The sequence below is a fragment of the Paenibacillus sp. PvP094 genome (genome assembly GCF_040546835.1).
Classification (GTDB): domain Bacteria; phylum Bacillota; class Bacilli; order Paenibacillales; family Paenibacillaceae; genus Paenibacillus; species Paenibacillus illinoisensis.
Genome location: NZ_JBEPOM010000001.1, coordinates 5,647,867 through 5,667,573, shown reverse-complemented (window position 1 = coordinate 5,667,573; position 19,707 = coordinate 5,647,867). Strand labels below are relative to the sequence as shown.

Sequence of the window (19,707 nt, the reverse complement as noted above, 5' to 3'; positions counted from 1 at the left end):
TAAGTGTCTTATAAGATGGGCAAATATGGATTGACGAATGAGTATATAGTGTATATATTATATATACACACTATGCACTTAATAAACACCAATGAGGTGAATGACCATTAAAATTCTGATATCCAACGCTTCGAGCGATCCCATCTATATGCAGATATTAACCCAGATCAGGCAAAGTATTTTAAGCGGGGAGTTGGTTGCCGGGGATAGTCTTCCCTCCATCAGGCAGCTCGCCAAGGATCTGCAAGTCAGCGTGATTACCACCAAACGTGTCTATGAAGAGCTGGAAAAAGAGAAATTAATTGATTCCGTCGTAGGCAAGGGCTGTTTCGTCTCAGGAGCCAATCAGGATTTTATTCGGGAGCAGCGGATGAAACGGCTGGAAGAGAAAATGCTGGAGATTATTCGGGAAAGTAAGGAATTAAGTATGACGGAGCAAGATGTAATTCATCTTTTTACTATGTTGTCTGAGGAGGAAACTTCATCATGAATGCAATTGAACTGCGTAATTTAACCAAGGTGTATCCCTTATTTAAGGTGGACAATGTATCTCTGGATGTAAAACAGGGGTATATTACTGGGCTCATTGGACCGAATGGGGCGGGGAAAAGCACCCTGATCAAAATGATCATCGGCTTGATCCACCCAGACTCGGGTACGATCAGGACACTGGGACAGGGGATGCCCGCACAGGAGGTAAACATTAAACAGCGTATTGGTGTCGTATCTGATGAATGCTTTTATTATGAACATCTGACGATCCGTGAAATGAAAAAAATGATTGCACCCTTTTATAAGAAGTGGGATGAGCAGAAATTCAATGGCTACCTGGAGCAATTTGAATTGTCGCCGAAGAAGAAAATCACTGATTTGTCCAAAGGGATGAAAATCAAGTTCTCTCTGGCCATTGCTCTGTCACACGATGCTGATCTTCTCATTATGGATGAGCCGACATCCGGTCTTGACCCTGTATTTAGAAGAGAACTTCTGGATCTGCTCTCGGATTTGATACAGGATGAGACAAGATCCATTATTTTCTCAACGCATATCACGACGGATCTGGAGCGCATAGCGGACTATATTGCATTCGTCAATCAGGGAAAACTTGTTTTTAACGAAACGAAAGATGATGTACTTGAGAGATATACGATCGTTAAAGGAGATATGGAGCTGTTAGATGGGGATACCCGGAATCAATTTATCGGAATTCGCGAGACAGATGTTGGTTTTGAGGCACTGGCAGACAATAGGGAAGAGGCCGCACGGTTGTTTGGAAGCTTTGCCCTTTTGCAAAGACCAACCTTGGAGGATCTGATCTACTTTACGGCAAAAGGGGGACGAAAACATGCTTAACCTGCTTCGCAAAGACTTCATAGCATTAAGAAGTTCATTATGGACAATAGGATTATATCTTGTTGTGTTTAGCTTGGCCTTTATACCTAAGAGTGAAATGTCGATGTATTTTGTGGGGATCTACACCGCATTTGGTTCGGTAATCCTGGCAACCATGATCGATATCAAAAACCATAATCATAATTTCCTGGTTACCCTACCGGTCAGCCGCAAAAAAATCGTGCAAGCCAAGTATGTATCGGCGATCCTGTATACCTTGTTTGGCGTGTTCGCCTCGTTCGGAATTCACTGGCTGGTTGACTTGAATTTCCCTGAGTTAAACAAGCCAAGCTACAGCCTCATGGACATCATGGTTTCCATAGGCATGGTAATGGTGCTGGTATCCATCTATATGCCGCTCTTTTATGCACTTAGTAAAAAGGGAGCCGGAATAATCAATGGCATATTCATGGTTGCACTTATTCTTCTCGCGCAGCCTTTTGCAGTACTTATGACCATGGTCAGTGAGAAGGGTTTAGATGGGCAACTTATAGCCATGATATCGATTGGGATACTATTAATCTTCGGTGCATCCTATGTTTTAACCACTCATTTGTTTGCGAGAAAGGATTTATAAACATTTGATCAAATGATATTAAGAAAACCCCGCCGCCTGATTCATCAGGTAACGGGGTTTTTTATTATTTTGAATCAGCTTTCGTGACTTCAATCTGAAATTGATCGGAATATGATTTGAGGTTGCTCGCAAGCCCAGCGAGCTGCCCGGAAATGTTCGACAGTTCGCTCGCGGATCGCTGCTGCTCCTCGGCACTGGCCGTAACTTCTTCAGCCATGGCCGAAGTTTCCTCGGTTGCAGAAGCGATATAGCTTAGGTGCTGTTCCACTTCCTGACGAATGGAATGCATATTCATCGTACGGTTCTCCAAACGCTGAGCAAGCTCGTGCACTTCAGTCGATAATTGGCTAACCTGTCTGAACGCCTGAAGGCAATCAGCAATCTGTTCTTCCTGCTCTTTGACCGCTACCATATTCGCTTCAAAATGACTGCCCATCCGTTGGATTTCTTGTACAAATGAACTCAGAATCCCATCAATCTCCTGGATGGAACGTTCAGATTGCTGAGCGAGCTGTCCCATTTCTCCAGCAACGACGGCAAAACCTTTACCTGCCTCACCAGCACGGGCAGCCTCGATGGAAGCATTCAGCGATAATATCTGGGTTTGTTTCAGGATATTATGAATTTGTCCACTAATGGAAGAAGCTAGCTCCGATTGAGTGGTTAAAGACCTGGAAATTTCCTGCTGCTGCTCAACCCGCTTGGCATTCTCCCGACCCTTTTCAAGCAGAACCTCATGTTCGCGTGTAACTTGTACTTGCACGGCAGATAGCTGCTCAGAAGTATGGGTGAACTGCTGCACGTATGAACCTACTTCATCCATAATCTTGCCGAGGTTCTCCGAATGCTGGACAGAGTGTTCTGTCTCTTCCGCCTGCTTCATGGAGCCTATGGCGATTTCCTCAATTGCTCTGGAGAGTTCTTCGGTTTGGCGCTGGTTTGTCTGAGCGGTTTCTGCAATACTTGCCGAGGACTGCTGCAGCGTATTCGACCCTTGCTGTATTCCCATCAATATGTTCGTCAATTGCGAAGCCATGACGTTAATAAGATCACTGATGTCACCGAGCTGATCGTTGGTCAGATGTGTGGATACAACTCTGAGATTCCCATCCGCGACCTGTTCAAGGCTGGACTTGATATCGCGCACTTGTCTGAGGATGCCTCTTACCACCAATAGCATCATGAACAGCGATATAATCAGTACAACCACAAAAATCGGAATAATGGTCCGATACGCATTATTCACCGATTCAGTGGATACTTGATTCACTGCTGCAGCAGAAATATCAATACCCAGATAGCTAATAACTTCACCTTGTGAATCCTTGATTGGTGTAAAGGAGGAGAGAAGCTGTCCCCAGGTTGGATCGTCCACAATGCCTGTAGTAACGACTTCACCGCTTAGCAAGCGTTCCTGAATCTGGGGGTTGAATTCCATTGCCGTTCCATAAGGGCTATATTCTGAATCGTCCCAATCTGCTCCATCTACCGTATAAATCCACCCGTCTGACGTTTTGTTATACATATATACATAGAGGGCTCCCGATTGAAGCCGGACTTTCGCGAGTTCGTCTCTTAGACTTTTGTATTCATCGCTTTCCTCCGAAGCCGTAGAGGATAATGTCTTGATCAATTCCACTTCCTGTCCCAGCAGGGTGGCGGTGTTTACTGCTAACTGCTGATTCTTATGCTGCATGGTCATTACAGATGCATTTTCACTGGAGTGGATGGTCGCCCACATGATGAGACCGCCCATGGCCAGTAATGGCACCAGAATGATTAAATATAGTTTGAGTCTTAAATCCATCTTTTTCTTGCGAGTCTGTCTCACGTTCTGTTCCCCCTTGGAAGTAGTTAAAACAACGGGTTTTTCGTATAACCCCATACTATTTATCGTAAATTGTCAGGAAGAAATGAAGATCAGTCCTAGATTTAGATTGACATATGTGAACATGAGCTGCTCAGAAAACAGCGAAGACTCTGATATAAATCGGTTTCAACTGAACGATCTGTAAATGGGGTAATTTGGTAGAATGGAGGCTATACAAACAAAAAAGACCTAATCCGGTTGGATTGGTCTTAACAGGGATTTCTGAATTTTTCAGTTACTCAAATGCTGTACCAGCATCTCAACGAATCGTTTGGCGAATTTCAGATCGCTTTGAACGGTAACGTGATCTTCTTCTGAAGCCAGACTCATTTTCTGCAGCATACTCATCATGGATACAAAGATAAAATGGGCTGAGTTAAGGGGATCAGGATCAGGCTTCAACGTACCATCTTTATATCCGGTCTCCAGAGCATCTAACAGGAAATGTTGTTCCTTTTTACGTTTGATAAACAGATTGTATTGTTCTTTCAATTCTTGGCCTGAATTATAGGCTTCATAATGTAGGTCGAATAATAATACGAATTTGATATAACCGAGATGAGTGGAGGCGTAATTTACCCAGGCTTCAAGCATGGAAGCAAGCATCTCTTTGCCGCTCATTCCTGGTGAAGCAGCATTCTTCACGTATCCGGTCATACTCTCCAGAATCTCCACTTGGACCGCCAGAATCAGTTCGTTCATGGATTGAAAGTGCTTGTAAAAGGTAACACGGCTTATTCCCGCTTCGCTGCATATATCTTTGATATTCACATTAAGGAAGCTCTCCTTCATGCATAATTCTTTGGCTGCTGCAATCAGAGCTTCCCGGTTTTTGTTTTTAAAATTTTGGTGCCAGTTCTCAGTCATAGGAGATAACCTGTTCCTTCACATGGTTTTTTTTTGCATCGTCAGGACAAGGACGAGCCCAAGAATAAGTGCACCAACACTATAAGGAATATGAATGTGTTTGTCAAACAGTAGTCCAGCAAACAGGGGTTCAGAAATGTTCCCTATGCTGGAATAGGTTGTATTCAATCCTGCAGCATATCCCTGACGGTCTCTGGCAGAAATGGCGACCATAGCTCTCAAGAAAATATGAATATATTTACATGTAATTTACATAAACATGCAAAAATCAACATGTTCCTCTCGTATGATAATAGCTGGCTAATCTAGTAATCATGTATGAAATAGCGCTAGATGCACATTATTGCTTATTGAGAGGAGAACATGATGATTAACCCATTGTACAAAAAGGTTCTGGCCATTCTGCTATCAGTCGCACTGGTTATTGGATGGTTTGGGGGACTGGGCTCAGCACCAGTAGTTAAAGCAGCGGAGACGGTTGAACCTCAAGCAGACATCTTGCTTAGCAAAAATTCAACGTGGAAGTATTTTGATCAAGGTCAGGATTTAAAATCGGTATGGCAGGCTGTCTATGAAGACAATACATGGGCAGTAGACAATGCTCCTTTTGGTTACAAAGACAATGGTAGCGGCATATCAACGACATATTTCGGACCGCTTCAGACGGAAGTGGACTACGGTGGTATCAAAAGTCTGAAACACCGCACTACATATTTTCGGACAACGCTGACAGTTAACCAGGAGCAAATCCAAAATTATGGTCAAATTCTGGGTACCTTCGGCATTGACGACGGTGCTGTTCTGTATGTTAATGGCACGGAAGTTCGCAGATTCGGCATGCCAGATGGTGAGATAAACTATTCTACCAAAGCAACATCTTCTATGGATCAGCCGGTCATGTATACCGATGTGGATCTGACTGAACCGCTTCAAACGCTCCTGCATGACGGGGAGAATATCATTGCAGTAGAGGTCCATCAGCAAAGCGATGGAAGCTCGGATCTGTACTTTGATATGGAGCTGAGAGCGTTAGCTGAGGCACCGACAATCGATATTAGCAAAGTAACAGCGACGTTCTATGGTGATGCTAAATCAAGTAAGGGATTTACCTGGTATACTCCGCTTGCTTCGACCAATAGTCATGTGCAAGTGGTCAAGAAACAGGATGGACCTCCTGATTTCAGCGCGGGACAAACGTTTAATGGTGAAGCTATAATCTCCAGAAACTCTCCGGGAGAAATGGTTCATAAAGCAGAAGCTACAGGACTTGAAGCAAATACTTCATACTACTATCGCGTAGGTGACGAGAGACTAGGCCTCTGGAGTGAAACAGGGGAGTTCAAAACAGCTCCGATTGACGGAGCATTTACCTTTGTTGACTTAACGGATACGCAAGCGAAGGATGAGGAAGAGGCCCGTTTATCCGCGGCTACGCTGTCGAAGGCACTCGCTACCGTTCCGGATGCAGAGTTTGTCGTTCACAACGGGGATGTTGTCGAGAATGGGACCTCGGAACAAGAATGGAACTGGCTGCTTGGTTATTCTCAAGAGGATTTGATGAGAACGACAATTGTACCTTCCGCAGGCAACCATGAGAACAAAAATTATGCATTCTATGATCATTTTAATGTAAAACAGCCGGAGAATGCGGCGACGATCACAGGTGCTTATTATTCCTATGATTACAGCAATGCACATTTTATCGTACTGAACTCCAATGAAAATTCGACGGATTATGCGAACTTCTCGAACGCACAAGTGGAGTGGATGAAGCAGGATGTGGAGCAAGCCAAATCTGCTGGAGCTGAGTGGATCATCGTTAATATCCACAAAGGACCGTATACAACGTCCAATCATGCGACCGACAATGATATCATCGGTGAGAACGGGATTAGAAATAAAATTGCCCCGCTCATGAATGAGCTTGGCATCGATCTTGTTCTTCAAGGACATGATCACATCTATGCTCGGACCAAGCCGATTAAGCAGGATGGAACAGCAGAAGAAGCTTCCAAAATTGAGGAATCATTTAAAGGACAAAGCATTGAATACACGGTTAATCCGGACGGAACCATCTATATGATTCCAGGTACGGCAGGAGCCAAGGTATACTTCAAAAATACGAAACCTGAACTGGGTGAAGCTTACTTTAACCTTTTTGATCGAGCAGAAGAGAATCATGCCCGCGTGTATGGAGATACAACGAGCGCAGCCAGAGGTCAGGTGCAGAATTTCACCTCACTGACTGTTGATGGCGGCAAACTTACAGCAATCGTTTATGAAATCGATCAACACCAAAATAATGCTGAACCTTTTGTCATTGATACATTCGGAATTACCAAGGACACACAATCCAATGATGAGCAAGTGAGCAAGGTTACGGTTACGTTTAATGGAGATCCAACCACTAGCAAAGGATTTGCCTGGTACACATCCGAACAAGTCACAGGAAGTGACCTTCAGGTCGTAGAAAAAACAGCAAATATCGCTGACTTCTCCAGTGCAATCTCTTATGAAGGACGTTCCGACCGCTCCGTCAATTCGCCTACTGAAGTTGTACACAAAGCGGAAGCAACAAATCTGAAGCCAGATACGCTATATTCCTTCAGAGTGGGCGAAGCTTCCAGCAATACGTGGAGCAAGACGGGCACGTTCCGTACAGCGCCGAAGACAGGAGCCTTTACATTTATTGATCTGGCCGATACGCAGGCGAAGGAAGAGGATGAAGCGATCCTTTCCTCCGAGACACTGGACAAGGCTCTAGCTACCATTCCGAATGCACAATTTGTGGTGCACAATGGAGATATTGTTGATAAAGGTGTTAAAGAAGAGCAATGGAACTGGCTTCTTGGTCATTCTCAATCAAGCCTTCTGAATACAACAATCGTTCCATCGGCGGGTAATCATGAAGATGAAAACTTCGCTTTTATCGATCATTTCAACCTGGATGTACCGGAGAACTCGGCAACAGAAACAGGGGCTTATTATTCGTACGATTACAGTAACGCACACTTTGTGGTGCTGAATTCAAACGAGGATTCAGAAGAGTATAACAATTTCTCGGCAGAACAGGTCCAGTGGCTGCAGGACGATGTAAATGAAGCTCGCAAAAACGGAGCAGATTGGATCATCGTTAATATTCATAAAGGTCCTTATACAACGTCCAATCATGCGACAGATTCGGATATTATCGGACCAAACGGAGTTCGTAACAAAATCGCTCCGCTGATGGCAGAACTGGATATCGACTTTGTGTTACAGGGACATGATCATATTTACGCCCGTACCAAACCAATCGATAAGACCGGGAAAGCGAAAGATGCTGTCAAGATTACGGAAATATTGAACGGTAAGAAGATTGAATACGCGGTGAACCCGGATGGCACCATTTATCTAATTCCAGCAACAGCCGGACCGAAAGTGTACTACAAAAATCAGGATCCTGTTCTTGGGGATGCGTATTACAGCTTGTTTGAGTTGGCAGAAGAAAATCATGCTGCAAAGTATGGACCAGATCCAAATGACGATCGTCGTCCGAAACGCGGGCAGGTTCAAAACTTTGTGGGCATCACCATCGACGGGAACAAGCTTACAGCGGTAACGTACGAGATTGATCAGAATATTAATGATGCAAAACCGTTTATTATTGATCAATTTGGCATGATCAAGAAGTCGAATACGGAAACGCCGAACCCAGGACCGGGTACATCCAACCCTGGCTCAGGTGGCGGTTCTGGAAACAATGGCGGGTCTGGAACCACTACCCCAACTCCTGGAACGGGTTCTGAAACATCGCAGCCAGGAACAGAGCAGGGAAGCAAGCCGGACACCAGTAATCCTAATCAACCTGGCACTGGAACTGTTGGCGGCAGCAATGGAAATCCGCCACAGCTGAAAGATACGGAAGGACACTGGGCGAAGTCGCTCATCGATCAAGCTTTGACTGCAGGGTTTGTACAAGGCTATGGCGATGGAACCTTCCGTCCGAATCAAAAAGTAACCCGGGCGGAGTTCATTACCATGCTGGGCAGAGCCATGAAACTGAATACAAGCAGCACGGTAACCACGTATACCGATGCAAAACAAATTCCAATCTGGTCTGCTCCATACATTGTGGAAGCAGCTTCAGCAGGCATTATCAGTGGGTACACGGATGGCTCCTTTAAGCCGAATAAACCACTGAACCGTGCTGAAATGGTAACCATGATTGCTCGTGCAAGCAGCACACCGGAAGGCTCCAAGGCTTCGCTTTCTTTTGAAGACCGGAATCAGATTCCTGCATGGGCAGCGCCGTACGTGGCTTCCATGGTTGATGCCGGCTTGATTGACGGTATAGGCGGTAATCGATTTGCACCATTGCAAACGGCAACGCGGGCTGAATCGGTCAAATTAATCTTAAGTCTTCTGGACGAAAACTAAATATTCGTTGATAGTCAGCCTGACCCTGCACGGTTATTTACCTGGGGTCAGGTTTTTTTGTGTAACAGAACGATCCTTCTATTTAAATTTCACAGATAGGTAATCCATTCTCTGATACAATGATAGACAAGTGCGGTTAACCCATAATTAGGAGTTGAAATCATGTTGCCCATTATTAACTTGCAAGGAGTCTGGAGAATGCAGCTTGACGAGAACAAGCTGGGAATTAATTTTCCGTATGACGACACGATTACCATGCCAAATACAACGTCCCATGCCAGAAAGGGAAAGAGAAACGAGCTGGCTGAGGTTGGGGCGCTCACAGACGAATACGCTTTCGAGGGTTGGCTCTGGCTGGAGCGGGAGTTCGAGGTTCCGGAGGAATTGGAAGGAAAGTACTGCTGTCTGCATCTGGAGCGAACACGGGTTACAACAGTCTGGGTTGATGATATTCCACTAGGTACACGTAACAGTCTCAATACGCCCCATGAGTATGTGCTTAAGGAAGGGCTCTCTGCCGGTACACATACCGTTAGGATCAAGGTGGACAACACGAGCTACCCAACCAAAGGCGGGCATATGACCTCCAAGGATACACAGACGAACTGGAACGGCATTACGGGCAAACTGGAATTGAAATTCAGTAATGAAGCACGTATGAGTGATGTGCAAATTTACACCGATGCGATGCATAAATCGATAACGCTTTCGGTGAAATTGGATGGAGAGCTGCAGAACAACCAAATCGCCGTGTCTGCCATAAGTTTCGCCATTGATGGACAAACTTCTGGCCTAGTAGAGGCCGTACATGAAGTTGCCGAGCGTTTGTACCCGGTTAATCTTAACGAGATGAGTATCTCTTATGCGTTGGGAGATAAAGCGCTCTTATGGAGTGACGATGCACCTCATTTATATAAGATTGCCATCACGCTGCGAGAAGAGAGCGGGAGAATCATCGATGATCGTGACATCGTAATTGGACTGCGGGATTTCAAGGCGAGTGGAGACAAGTTTACAATAAATAATCGGCCCACCTTTTTACGAGGCAAGCATGATGGATTGATCTTCCCGTTAACGGGCTATGCACCAACGGACGTAAACGAGTGGGTGAGAATCCTCGGCATTTCGAAATCCTACGGTATTAATCATTATCGTTTCCATACCTGTTGTCCACCTGAAGCAGCATTTGTTGCAGCCGATCTGCTGGGAATCTACATGGAACCCGAGCTGCCATTTTGGGGAACGATTACGGATGAGAGCGATGCGAACCATAACCAGGCAGAACAGGATTATTTGATTGAGGAAGGCTTCGCCATTCTGCGCAGCTTCGGGAATCATCCTTCATTTGTCATGATGTCACTGGGGAATGAGTTGTGGGGGAGCAAGGAAAAGCTAAGTGCCATTCTGAAAGACTATAAAGCATATGATCAGCGCCATCTATACACGCAAGGCTCCAACAATTTTCAGTTTACCCCGGTTATTCTGGAGGAAGAAGATTTCTTCAGTGGTGTGCGGTTCTCCCGCGACCGCTTGATCAGAGGTTCCTATGCGATGTGTGACGCTCCGCTGGGTCATGTTCAAACCGATCTGCCTGGTACAATGAAGGATTATGATGAGCACATCTACCCTCAGCAGCACTCTGGACTAGAGGATTCCCATTCGCAGGAACAGGAGATTCAGATCCAATACGGAACAGTCTCCAAAACCGTGAAAGCGGCTGCAACGGACAAGGAGCTTATTCCGCATCTTCCTGTAGTCTCTCACGAGATTGGACAGTATGCCATGTATCCGGATTTTGCGGAGATTGAAAAGTATACAGGCTCGATCAAAGCACATAACTTTGAAATCTTTCGAGAACGATTACAGGCCAAGGGCATGGGGCATCTCGCTGAATCATTCTTCCGTGCCTCAGGTCAATTGGCCGTAGATTGTTACAAGGAAGAGCTTGAGGCAGCTTTCCGATCCGAGCGACTTGCAGGCTTTCAACTGCTTGATTTGCAGGACTTTAGCGGACAAGGGACGGCTCTTGTTGGCATATTGGACGCATTTATGGACTCGAAAGGTTTAATTAGTGCGGAAGAATGGCGAACCTTCTGCTCGGATGCTGTCCTTTTGGCTCGCTTTGAGAAGTATAACTATGCTGCTCGTGAGACATTCAACGCTTCGGTAGAATTGAGTTACTATCGTCCGGTCCCTCTGAAAGGGGAATCGTTGCGATGGGAATGTACTCAAGGAACCAACGTTATATCCGAAGGAGAACAGCTCATTACCGAGGATCACATGAAGCCTTACCAGAAGCTTGGGAACATCCAAGTAACTCTGCCAAGTGTAGAGAATATGACTCAGGTAACGTTAAAGTTGTCCATATCGAATACGGACATTTATAAATCCTATAACATTTGGGTCTACCCTGAGCAAGAGGATCGTCAGTTTGCTGATGCGCCTGTGTACAAGGAGCTGACAGATGCAGCGCTGCAGAGGTTGGAAGAGGGAGGCTCAGTTCTTCTGCTGGCTTCTCCCGGACAGGTTAGCAACGCTATTGAGGGCTTATATAGTACTGATTTCTGGTGTTATCCCATGTTCCGGTCCATCTCGGAAAGCATGAATAAACCTGTTCCGGTGGGTACGCTTGGTTTGCTGATTCAGAATGATCATCCGGCTCTTCAGCATTTCCCGAGCGAGATGCACTCCACTTACCCATGGTGGAATATTGTCACCCATTCAAGCTCCATCATTTTGGACGACCTTCCGGCTGATTTACAGCCGATTGTGCAAACGATCGATAACTTTGAGCGTAATCATAAGCTCGGACTGTTATTTGAGTGCAAAGTAGGCAGCGGCAAAGTGTTAGTTGGGGCACTGGATTATGAACAGCTGCTTAGTCAGATCGAAGGGCGACAATTTATTCACAGTCTGCTGCAATATATGGAAAGTGATGATTTTCACCCGACGCACGAGATGACTGTTAATGCATTGAATCAGCTGTTGTTTAAATAAAATGGATATAGGAAAGACCGTCTCTTGTGACGGTCTTTCTTTTTTTGCCGCACACATTAACCAAAAATTATGCCGAATATCTTGAGGAACGAAACTTCATAATACATTAGTCTGCGTAATGGGACAGCCAAAAATAACAGATTAATTGGAGGTAATTCAACATGCAATTGCAAAATCATCAAAACATTGAAACAGGAACGATCCCACCACAACTCAACCATGGCGGTCATGAGATGTTTGATGTCCATGAGGTGCTTGCTGGAGCCATCAATACGTTAAATACCTATACGATGCTGAGTCAACATGTCCAAGATCCGGAACTGCGCGATATTTTGCTGCGTCAAAAGCAATTCATGTCCGAAGAATACAACATAACGCTGGAATGCTTCAGAACAGGACAAGATCCATCCAAACCGACGCAAAGCTATAAGATGTCACAAGACAACGACTTCACATATGGCATGAAACCAAGCCAACCGAAGAAGCCAATGCTCTCTGCAACTGAAATTTGTGATCAAAGCATCTCTTTGAGCATGTTGAATGCAGTGAAATCGGGAGCAGTAATGAAAACAACGGCTGCGCTTGAATCGACAAACCCGGTGGTGCGTCGTGTACTGGCAGATTCGCTGCCAAACTGTATCGAGATGGCATATGAGATCTCCATTTATCAGAATAAAAATGGTTTCTATCAGGTGCCGCAACTGCCTCAGCAGGACATGCAGCAAATGCTGAACGGGTTCGCGCCATCCATGATTGCATCACAAATAGGTGGAAACTTGCAGCACTAATCTGTAACGTGTAGAACCAGACCCCATAGAGGACATGCTCATGTCTACTATGGGGTTTGTCATGCGCTTTGTTCATATACTTAAATATTAGATATTAACTTAAGCAGTTTTTGATCCGAGGTGATCTATACAAAAGAACACCCGGCTGAACGCCAGATGTTCCTTTGTAGGGTACAGATCTTAAAGTTACAAAAAGATAAGCAATAATGTTCCCGCAATAAAACAGTAGTACGAGAAATATTTCAAATTTCCTTTGGCCATAATGCCCATGAACCATCTCATTGAGAAATACGTGACTACGAGTGTCGTTATGAAGGCAATCAGATAAGGAATGGCAAGCTCTGACCGATTGGGATCGTTTGCGATGTCGGATGCTCCCAAGACCAGACCACCCAAGCTAATTGGGATATAGAGCATAAAGGAGAATCTCAGGGCCGTTTCCTGCTTCATGCCGACCGCTATGGAAGCTATTACGGTTGCTCCGGAACGGCTGATCCCCGGAATCAGGGCTACGGCTTGAGCCAATCCAACGAGAATCGCATCTTTGGTAGACAGATCTCCATCACGTTTACGGCCGCGCAGATTGCGAATGAGCCATAAGGCAACACCGGTAACTAATAGAGCAATGGAAACGGTATGTACGGAAGCGAATACTTCTTCAATACGATCCTTGAACAGCACTGCAGCGAGTGCTGCAGGAATCGTGCCGATAACAATGTATAACACAAACATAAATTCTGCCCTGTATTGTTGGTCACGTGTACGAAGGTATTGAACTGCGCCAACCATCAGCTTTTTGATATCTTCACGAAAGATAAAAACAATAGCTATTAGTGAAGCTGTGTTGGTTAGAATTTCAAACGATAATCCGTTTTGTTTCATGCCCATCAGCCGCTGTGCAATGATCAGGTGTCCGCTAGAAGAAACTGGGATTGGCTCCGTTACTCCTTGGACCACACCCAAGAACAAATACTTCAACCACAAAATAATGTCTTCCATCTTCTCCTCCTTGACGTTGTTTCCAGAAAATATACATAGGTTTTCATTCTCTCATGATCATAGCTTGTTCCCTTGTTGGGTTGCAAGTTTTAATATAAGTCATGCAAGATTCACTTGAAATCATTGGTTGATTCTTAGGGAGATGAGCGGCTATACTAGACCATATCTTTTGAATTGAGGTGAAATGAATGTCTTACCGTATCGTTCGAAGTAACTAGTTTTCGGGCCGGATCAAAACGCGTACCGGCTATCAAGGGGGACGTCTGCCCATTTGATCGCATGAAACTGGAAACTTTGGATGGTGCCCAGGCAATCATTTTGTTCGCAGGCCAGGACACATCAGATCTATGGAACCTACAATGACCTTCTCATAGAGAAGGACTTGCACAGGTCCGTGACTGAACTCGTCCTGGCCTTTTTCTCATTTTAAAAGATAAAGGGGCAGGAGAACGGTGTTAAAACAATGTTTATTCCAATTAAAATGGTGGATTTTCCTATACATTGCCTTAGGCTGGGCCATTCAGCTATTCAGCAGCCTGGGGATATTCCTCTTCCAGAAGATATTGGATACGGCAATTTTGGTTAATCGGATGGACGAGATGATCCATTTGATCATGATCTACGGAGCACTTCTGGTGGGGACTGTCATTCTGAATTACGTGGATGAGTATCCAAGTGTTTATCTGTCCAAGCGGTTGACTGAGCAATTGAAGATCATGGCACTAGCCAAAATAGCAAAAATCGATTATCAGGCATATCAAAACGTGGGAACTGGACAAATGATCAAAGTCATCGAAAATGGTGCAGAGGCAGGAAATGAGATCATTTATGGTTTTTACCTCAAAACATTGCATGAACTGCTGCCAACGATTTTGTTCAGTCTGCTATTTATCAGCTTCTACGATCCACGGATTATGATTATTATTGCGGCTGGTTATGTCGTCGTTTTTGGAGTAACGAACCTGATCTTGAAATTTCTGTACCGAATGAAATCAACGATATTGAACGAACAGGAGTCCATTTCCAGATACTCTATACGCGGATTCATGGAACTGGTTGTATTTCGGACAAACAAGCGATATGAGAAGGAAATGGCGAAACTCAGCGCATCAGCACGGCTAATGATTAACAAAAGCGCGCAGCTGCGGATGATTCATGAAGCTTTTTTTGCGATATTTGAGGTGTTTATCACCGTCATTAAGCTTGTCATCCTGTTCTTTGGGGTTAACAGTGTTATTACAGGAGACTCCTCCATTGGCGTTATTGTGGCATTGTTTCTTTTTATAGAGAAGATTTACTCACCTATCGCCATATTCAATGTGCTGTTCGTGGATTATCGGCTGAATCAAGTGACCTATAAGCGGTTTGAAGCGTTCCTTCAAGCTCCGGAGGACCGCAACTTGGATCGTGGTCATGAAGTGATGGGGCTCAAGGGGAAGATGGAGTTTCGCGACGTGTCATTCGGTTATGGTGGGGATAGTATCTTACATGATATCTCGCTGACCATTCCTCAAGGGTCTTCCGTAGCATTGGTTGGCATGAGTGGGAGCGGAAAATCAACGTTGATCAAGCTGTTAACCGGACTGTTAAAAAAGAACAGCGGCAAGCTGCTGGTGGATGGCGTGGATATCGACGAGCTGAAGTTGAATAGCTACTATGACCATATCTCATACTTATCACAGGAGACGCCAATCTTCGATGCGACCATCCGGGACAATATTTGTTTTGATCAATCGGTTTCGGATGAAGTTCTCTACGATTTGTTGGATAAAGTTCATCTGAAAAATACAATTCTAAAATGGCCGGACGGATCAAACACGCTTGTTGGCGAGAGAGGGTTGAAGTTGTCCGGCGGGGAACGTCAGCGGCTTGCCTTCGCCCGAATCCTGTTACAGCGCAGAAACGTGTTGATTCTGGACGAACCAGTGTCGGCTCTGGACAATATTACTGAGAAAAGCATCATGGAGACGATCCTGAAAGAGTTCAGCGGCAAAACGGTCATTATTGTCGCACATCGATTGAACTTCATCCGGCAGGTTGATCAGATCGTGGTTATGGACCAAGGAAAAATTGCAGGTCACGGACCTTTCGATAAATTGATTCAGAACTGTGAACCATTCCGGGAACTGTGGCTAAGAAAGGACGTAGAGCAAGCTTTGCAGCCGATTGAATGATGGTGGTGGGTAGATCCATTTCTTATATAGCTTAGGTTCGAATTGTTCCAGAACAGATGAGAAGATAACAATAAAAAAGGATTTCCGTCATTGGACGGAAGTCCTCTTTTTATTTTACTGCTTAATCCATATCTTAGAAATGTCCATAAAACCGAAGTCCGACGTCTGCAGGCCCGAAAGGCTCTGATTAAGCTGAGCCCTTTTGTTCACATGGGCTCCGTGCAATATCCAGCAATTACGGCGTAAGATATCCTCTGTTTCATTCAGCAGGCTTATCCGATCAGGTTCATCCAACTGTGCAAAAGGCTCCAGCTTATCATCCAATATGCACATCTGCTCAGGTGACATGCAGGCATTGAACTGATTGGACGACGTCTTGAAATAATGAATCATGCCGTACTGCCAATCCTGCTCCAGAATCTCCTCCGCCATGATCAAATCCGCAAATGATGTCTCTTGAGGCTGGAGGTTGTCGATGGAAGCAGCCATCTCAATGTGCAGTCCAATTGCTGCTGCACGTTGCTGTATCCAATGTGCAACACGCATATCCTTGTTAACGGTACAAGACAGAATCAAGGTTTCGCCCTGATAACCGCTGCTGTCCAGCAATTCATGTGCATGATCAAGCGATGCTTCGGACCAGTGCTGCTGCGCACTTCTCCATGGGAGAAAGCTGCTAGCGGGTGTAATCAGATTCTCTCCCAGTTCAGCGACCAGAGCAGCAGAGTCATACACCATTCTCAGTGCTTGCCGAAAATGGGGATGATGGTGAATGCCAGGCTTCTGGAAGTTAAACAGCAAATACTGGCATCCGAGTGCAGGATAGTCAATATCTTTTGTCGTTTCGTCGTTTGAAGACTTCTTCAAGCGATCGGTTCCTTGCAATTCGTAATACCGGTGCTCGCTGCCCAAGTCCGGTACAAACCAGATATATACCTGATCGAGGAGGGGACGGAGCCCATAATAGCTGTCAAATGCACGAAGTACGAGCACTTCATTATTTAGTTCACTAATCTGGAATGGACCTGTACCGATCAGTTGTTTGGAATGGTCAACATCATAGGGGAGAATCGTCATGGGAATGCAGCTGAACAGGTGCAGAAAAAAACGATTGGGCCGATGGAGATAAAAACGAATGCAGTAATCACCATCTAATTCGGTGTACTCAATATCCCGGAACAGCCATAGCGAAGGACTTTGGACCTCGTGCAGACGCTGCCACGTTGACTGCACATCTGCTGAAGTCATGATGCGTCCGTGATGAAACCGGACACCCTTACGCAGATAAAAGACCCACATCTTATGGTCCTCACTGCATTCCCACGAATGTGCAAGACTTGGCTGAAATGTTCCTGACTGAGCATCGAAGGTAAGTAATGTATTGCAGATCTGACCAAGCAGATAAGTCTCAAATGCCGTGTAGACAGAAGCCGGATCCAGGTTCCCCAGACGGCGCGAACGCATCATTCGAAGTACATCCTGACCCGAGCTTGTTTCCAAATGGCTGTGAAAACCCATCTGCTGGTTCAACAAACGCAGCAATCTCTGCCTGACCACGCCATTCAGGTCCCAAGATTCCAGCGAACCGATGAGTTCGACAGCTTCCTTCATTTTGCCATTGCTTATTAAGCCAAGAAAGTGATCTTCCATTACTTCGTCCATACTCTTTAGAAGTGTCAATTTGGAATGATGTCCCCTGCCGATTCCCGGCCGCCAAACAATGAAACCAGCTGCCTCCAGCTTACGCAATATGAATTTGACATTCCGTGGAGTACAGAATAGCGCGGTCGAGAGATTTTCTATGGTTATTGCAGCAGGTTCATTCACTTTAAGCGACAGCTGCTCTGATGTGACAAGCCGAAGGTAGTGTGTGATGTATGTATCCATAGGTCTGCTCCTTTAAAAAAAGGTGAAATGCAAAATGAATTGCTTACACTTTTATTTCCCCCTTTGATCCTTACAATTATAACTAATGAAAGTGACATGCGCAGTCCTTTTTTAATCACCCGGAATAGGAGATATACCTTATGAAGCATCTTCTCAGGCAAATACACCCTTTGGCGTGGACCATCATTATCGGTACCATGTTCGGACGTCTGGTGACATCCATGAGCATTCCGTTCTTATCCATCTATTTAACTCGCGTATTGGAGGCTTCGCCGACAGAAACGGGTCTAACCGTTGCAGTAAGCTCGCTGGCTGGCGTACTAATTAGCTTCTACGGAGGATACATCTCGGATCGGATTGGTCGTCCAATTGTTATGCTGGTCTCGGTGTTTAGCTGGGCAGGCGTTTTTTTTATCTTTTCATCGGCGCAGCATTTATGGGTATTTTTCATTGCCAACACACTAAATGGCTTATGCCGTGCTTTTTTTGAACCGACTTCACGCGCGTTGTTGTCGGATATTACTCCTTCACAGCACAAGCTGCTCGTTTATAATCTGCGCTATGCTGCGGTTAATCTTGGTGTTGTTTTTGGCCCGATTATCGGACTTTACCTTGGATCGGCTGAATCGACGTTTCCGTTTATCATAGCAGGCATGGTATATGTGATGTACGGCATGGTCTTGTTGTTTCAGTTTAGTGTTAGGCATACCAATCTCTCTAAGCCAGTCAACACGCTTGCACCAAGCCTGAGGGCTGCTCTGAGTACAACCACCAGAGACCGGGTATTCCTGATGGTCCTCATTGGAACAACGTTCTGCGAACTGGGCTTTGGACATTTCGGTTCAACATTAGCTCAGTATCTGACCCTGAATCCGAATGTAGAGGACGGAAGCCGAATTTTCTCCTACATGTTCTCTCTTAACGCCATGACCGTGCTCCTCGTGCAATACCCGATTGTTCGGACAGCCAGGCATTATTCCCCAATTTCCTCTCTTATTCTTGGTAATATTCTTATCGCTGGAAGCTTGCTGCTGTTCGGTTGGGCGGACGGTCTGGTGCTGTTATTCATTAGCGTCGTCCTGTTTACCATTGGAGAAGTGCTGCTGTTTACCATGATGGACTTGTTCATTGACCGGATTGCTAAACCGGAGAACAAAGGGATCTATTTTGGAACCATTGGCTTTAATCATTTGGGCAGTGTGATAGCACCTGTGTTTGGAGGTTTGCTTCTTGGCCATTTTGGGGCAGCGAATGGGGTTTCCGTCTTTGTTCCGCTGGCACTCGCAACAGTGCTGGGGCTCCCTTTTCTATGGAAGGCACGGCAGCATCAATTATCGAGAGAACGTAAAGAAAAAATGTTTCAAGCGAGTGCTTAATAAGGTAATGGAAGGTGCGGCTGTTGACAGTTATAAGTACATGGTTGAGACAAAACATTTTTGATTGAAAGAGGGATTATTGTAAATGATAAACATATTGCGGAAGAATCCAGCATGAAAAAACACATACTCACCTTTCACCAAAAAATGGTTTGGGTTAAGGAATGAAAGATATGACGAGTGCGCTTTACAACGGTAAATAAAGAGTGAAGGCAAAGCATACTTATGTAGTGACACCGTGAGCGTCATCATTGGAAAAGAAATCAATACTTAAAATTTAAAATTGTTTATTTTCACAAAAAGATTATGACTGTATAATGAGCAATACGTCTGAAAAAAATGTAACACAGTAACGTAGTAG

12 protein-coding genes are annotated in these 19,707 nt (G+C 45.0%); 8 read left to right on the top strand and 4 right to left on the bottom strand.

Annotated elements, in window-relative coordinates:
- Nucleotides 1–106 precede the first annotated feature (106 nt).
- From ABIC22_RS25655 to ABIC22_RS25645, 3 genes are read left to right on the top strand one after another with little or no spacing between them, the layout of a single operon-like run.
- Nucleotides 107–490, top strand: coding sequence for a GntR family transcriptional regulator (locus ABIC22_RS25655; protein WP_095358656.1), 384 nt, complete (start codon nt 107–109; stop codon nt 488–490).
- Nucleotides 487–1,353 (top strand): ABC transporter ATP-binding protein, encoded by an 867-nt coding sequence (locus tag ABIC22_RS25650; protein WP_127535866.1) that lies wholly within the window; start codon nt 487–489, stop codon nt 1,351–1,353. Before ABIC22_RS25655 ends, ABIC22_RS25650 begins: the two co-directional genes overlap by 4 nt.
- Complete coding sequence (locus ABIC22_RS25645; protein ID WP_354484782.1) at nt 1,346–1,969, top strand: ABC-2 transporter permease; 624 nt, start codon at nt 1,346–1,348, stop codon at nt 1,967–1,969. The genes ABIC22_RS25650 and ABIC22_RS25645 overlap by 8 nt, the downstream gene beginning before the upstream one ends.
- A gap of 64 nt (nt 1,970–2,033) precedes the next feature.
- On the opposite strand, the gene ABIC22_RS25640 is transcribed toward ABIC22_RS25645, so the two are convergent.
- Nucleotides 2,034–3,800, bottom strand: a complete 1,767-nt coding sequence (locus ABIC22_RS25640) for a methyl-accepting chemotaxis protein (protein WP_354484780.1) — start codon at nt 3,798–3,800, stop codon at nt 2,034–2,036.
- Between the two features lie 270 nt (nt 3,801–4,070).
- Nucleotides 4,071–4,706, bottom strand: a complete 636-nt coding sequence (locus tag ABIC22_RS25635; protein ID WP_354484778.1) for a TetR/AcrR family transcriptional regulator — start codon at nt 4,704–4,706, stop codon at nt 4,071–4,073.
- A 366-nt stretch (nt 4,707–5,072) separates the two neighbouring features.
- On the opposite strand from ABIC22_RS25635, the gene ABIC22_RS25630 reads away from it, so the two are divergent.
- The 3 genes from ABIC22_RS25630 (at nt 5,073) to ABIC22_RS25620 (ending at nt 12,910) form a co-directional block, all read left to right on the top strand.
- The gene (locus ABIC22_RS25630; protein ID WP_354484776.1) at nt 5,073–9,125 is read left to right on the top strand and encodes an S-layer homology domain-containing protein; all 4,053 of its coding nucleotides are present in this window, start codon (nt 5,073–5,075) and stop codon (nt 9,123–9,125) included.
- Between the two features lie 162 nt (nt 9,126–9,287).
- Entirely contained in the window at nt 9,288–12,122 is a 2,835-nt protein-coding gene (locus ABIC22_RS25625; protein WP_354484774.1) for a glycoside hydrolase family 2 TIM barrel-domain containing protein, read from the top strand.
- A gap of 161 nt (nt 12,123–12,283) precedes the next feature.
- Nucleotides 12,284–12,910 (top strand): spore coat protein, encoded by a 627-nt coding sequence (locus ABIC22_RS25620; RefSeq protein WP_127535860.1) that lies wholly within the window; start codon nt 12,284–12,286, stop codon nt 12,908–12,910.
- Between the two features lie 186 nt (nt 12,911–13,096).
- Here ABIC22_RS25620 and ABIC22_RS25615 read toward each other — a convergent pair whose 3' ends face one another.
- Nucleotides 13,097–13,909 (bottom strand): undecaprenyl-diphosphate phosphatase, encoded by an 813-nt coding sequence (locus ABIC22_RS25615; RefSeq protein WP_127535859.1) that lies wholly within the window; start codon nt 13,907–13,909, stop codon nt 13,097–13,099.
- Nucleotides 13,910–14,361: 452 nt separating this feature from the next.
- On the opposite strand from ABIC22_RS25615, the gene ABIC22_RS25610 reads away from it, so the two are divergent.
- Nucleotides 14,362–16,083: an ABC transporter ATP-binding protein gene (locus tag ABIC22_RS25610; RefSeq protein ID WP_354484771.1), complete on the top strand. Its 1,722-nt coding sequence runs from the start codon at nt 14,362–14,364 to the stop codon at nt 16,081–16,083.
- A 114-nt stretch (nt 16,084–16,197) separates the two neighbouring features.
- Here ABIC22_RS25610 and ABIC22_RS25605 read toward each other — a convergent pair whose 3' ends face one another.
- Complete coding sequence (locus ABIC22_RS25605; protein ID WP_354484769.1) at nt 16,198–17,970, bottom strand: ABC transporter substrate-binding protein; 1,773 nt, start codon at nt 17,968–17,970, stop codon at nt 16,198–16,200.
- 140 nt (nt 17,971–18,110) lie between these two features.
- On the opposite strand from ABIC22_RS25605, the gene ABIC22_RS25600 reads away from it, so the two are divergent.
- Nucleotides 18,111–19,346: an MDR family MFS transporter gene (locus ABIC22_RS25600; protein ID WP_127535856.1), complete on the top strand. Its 1,236-nt coding sequence runs from the start codon at nt 18,111–18,113 to the stop codon at nt 19,344–19,346.
- Nucleotides 19,347–19,707 lie beyond the last annotated feature (361 nt).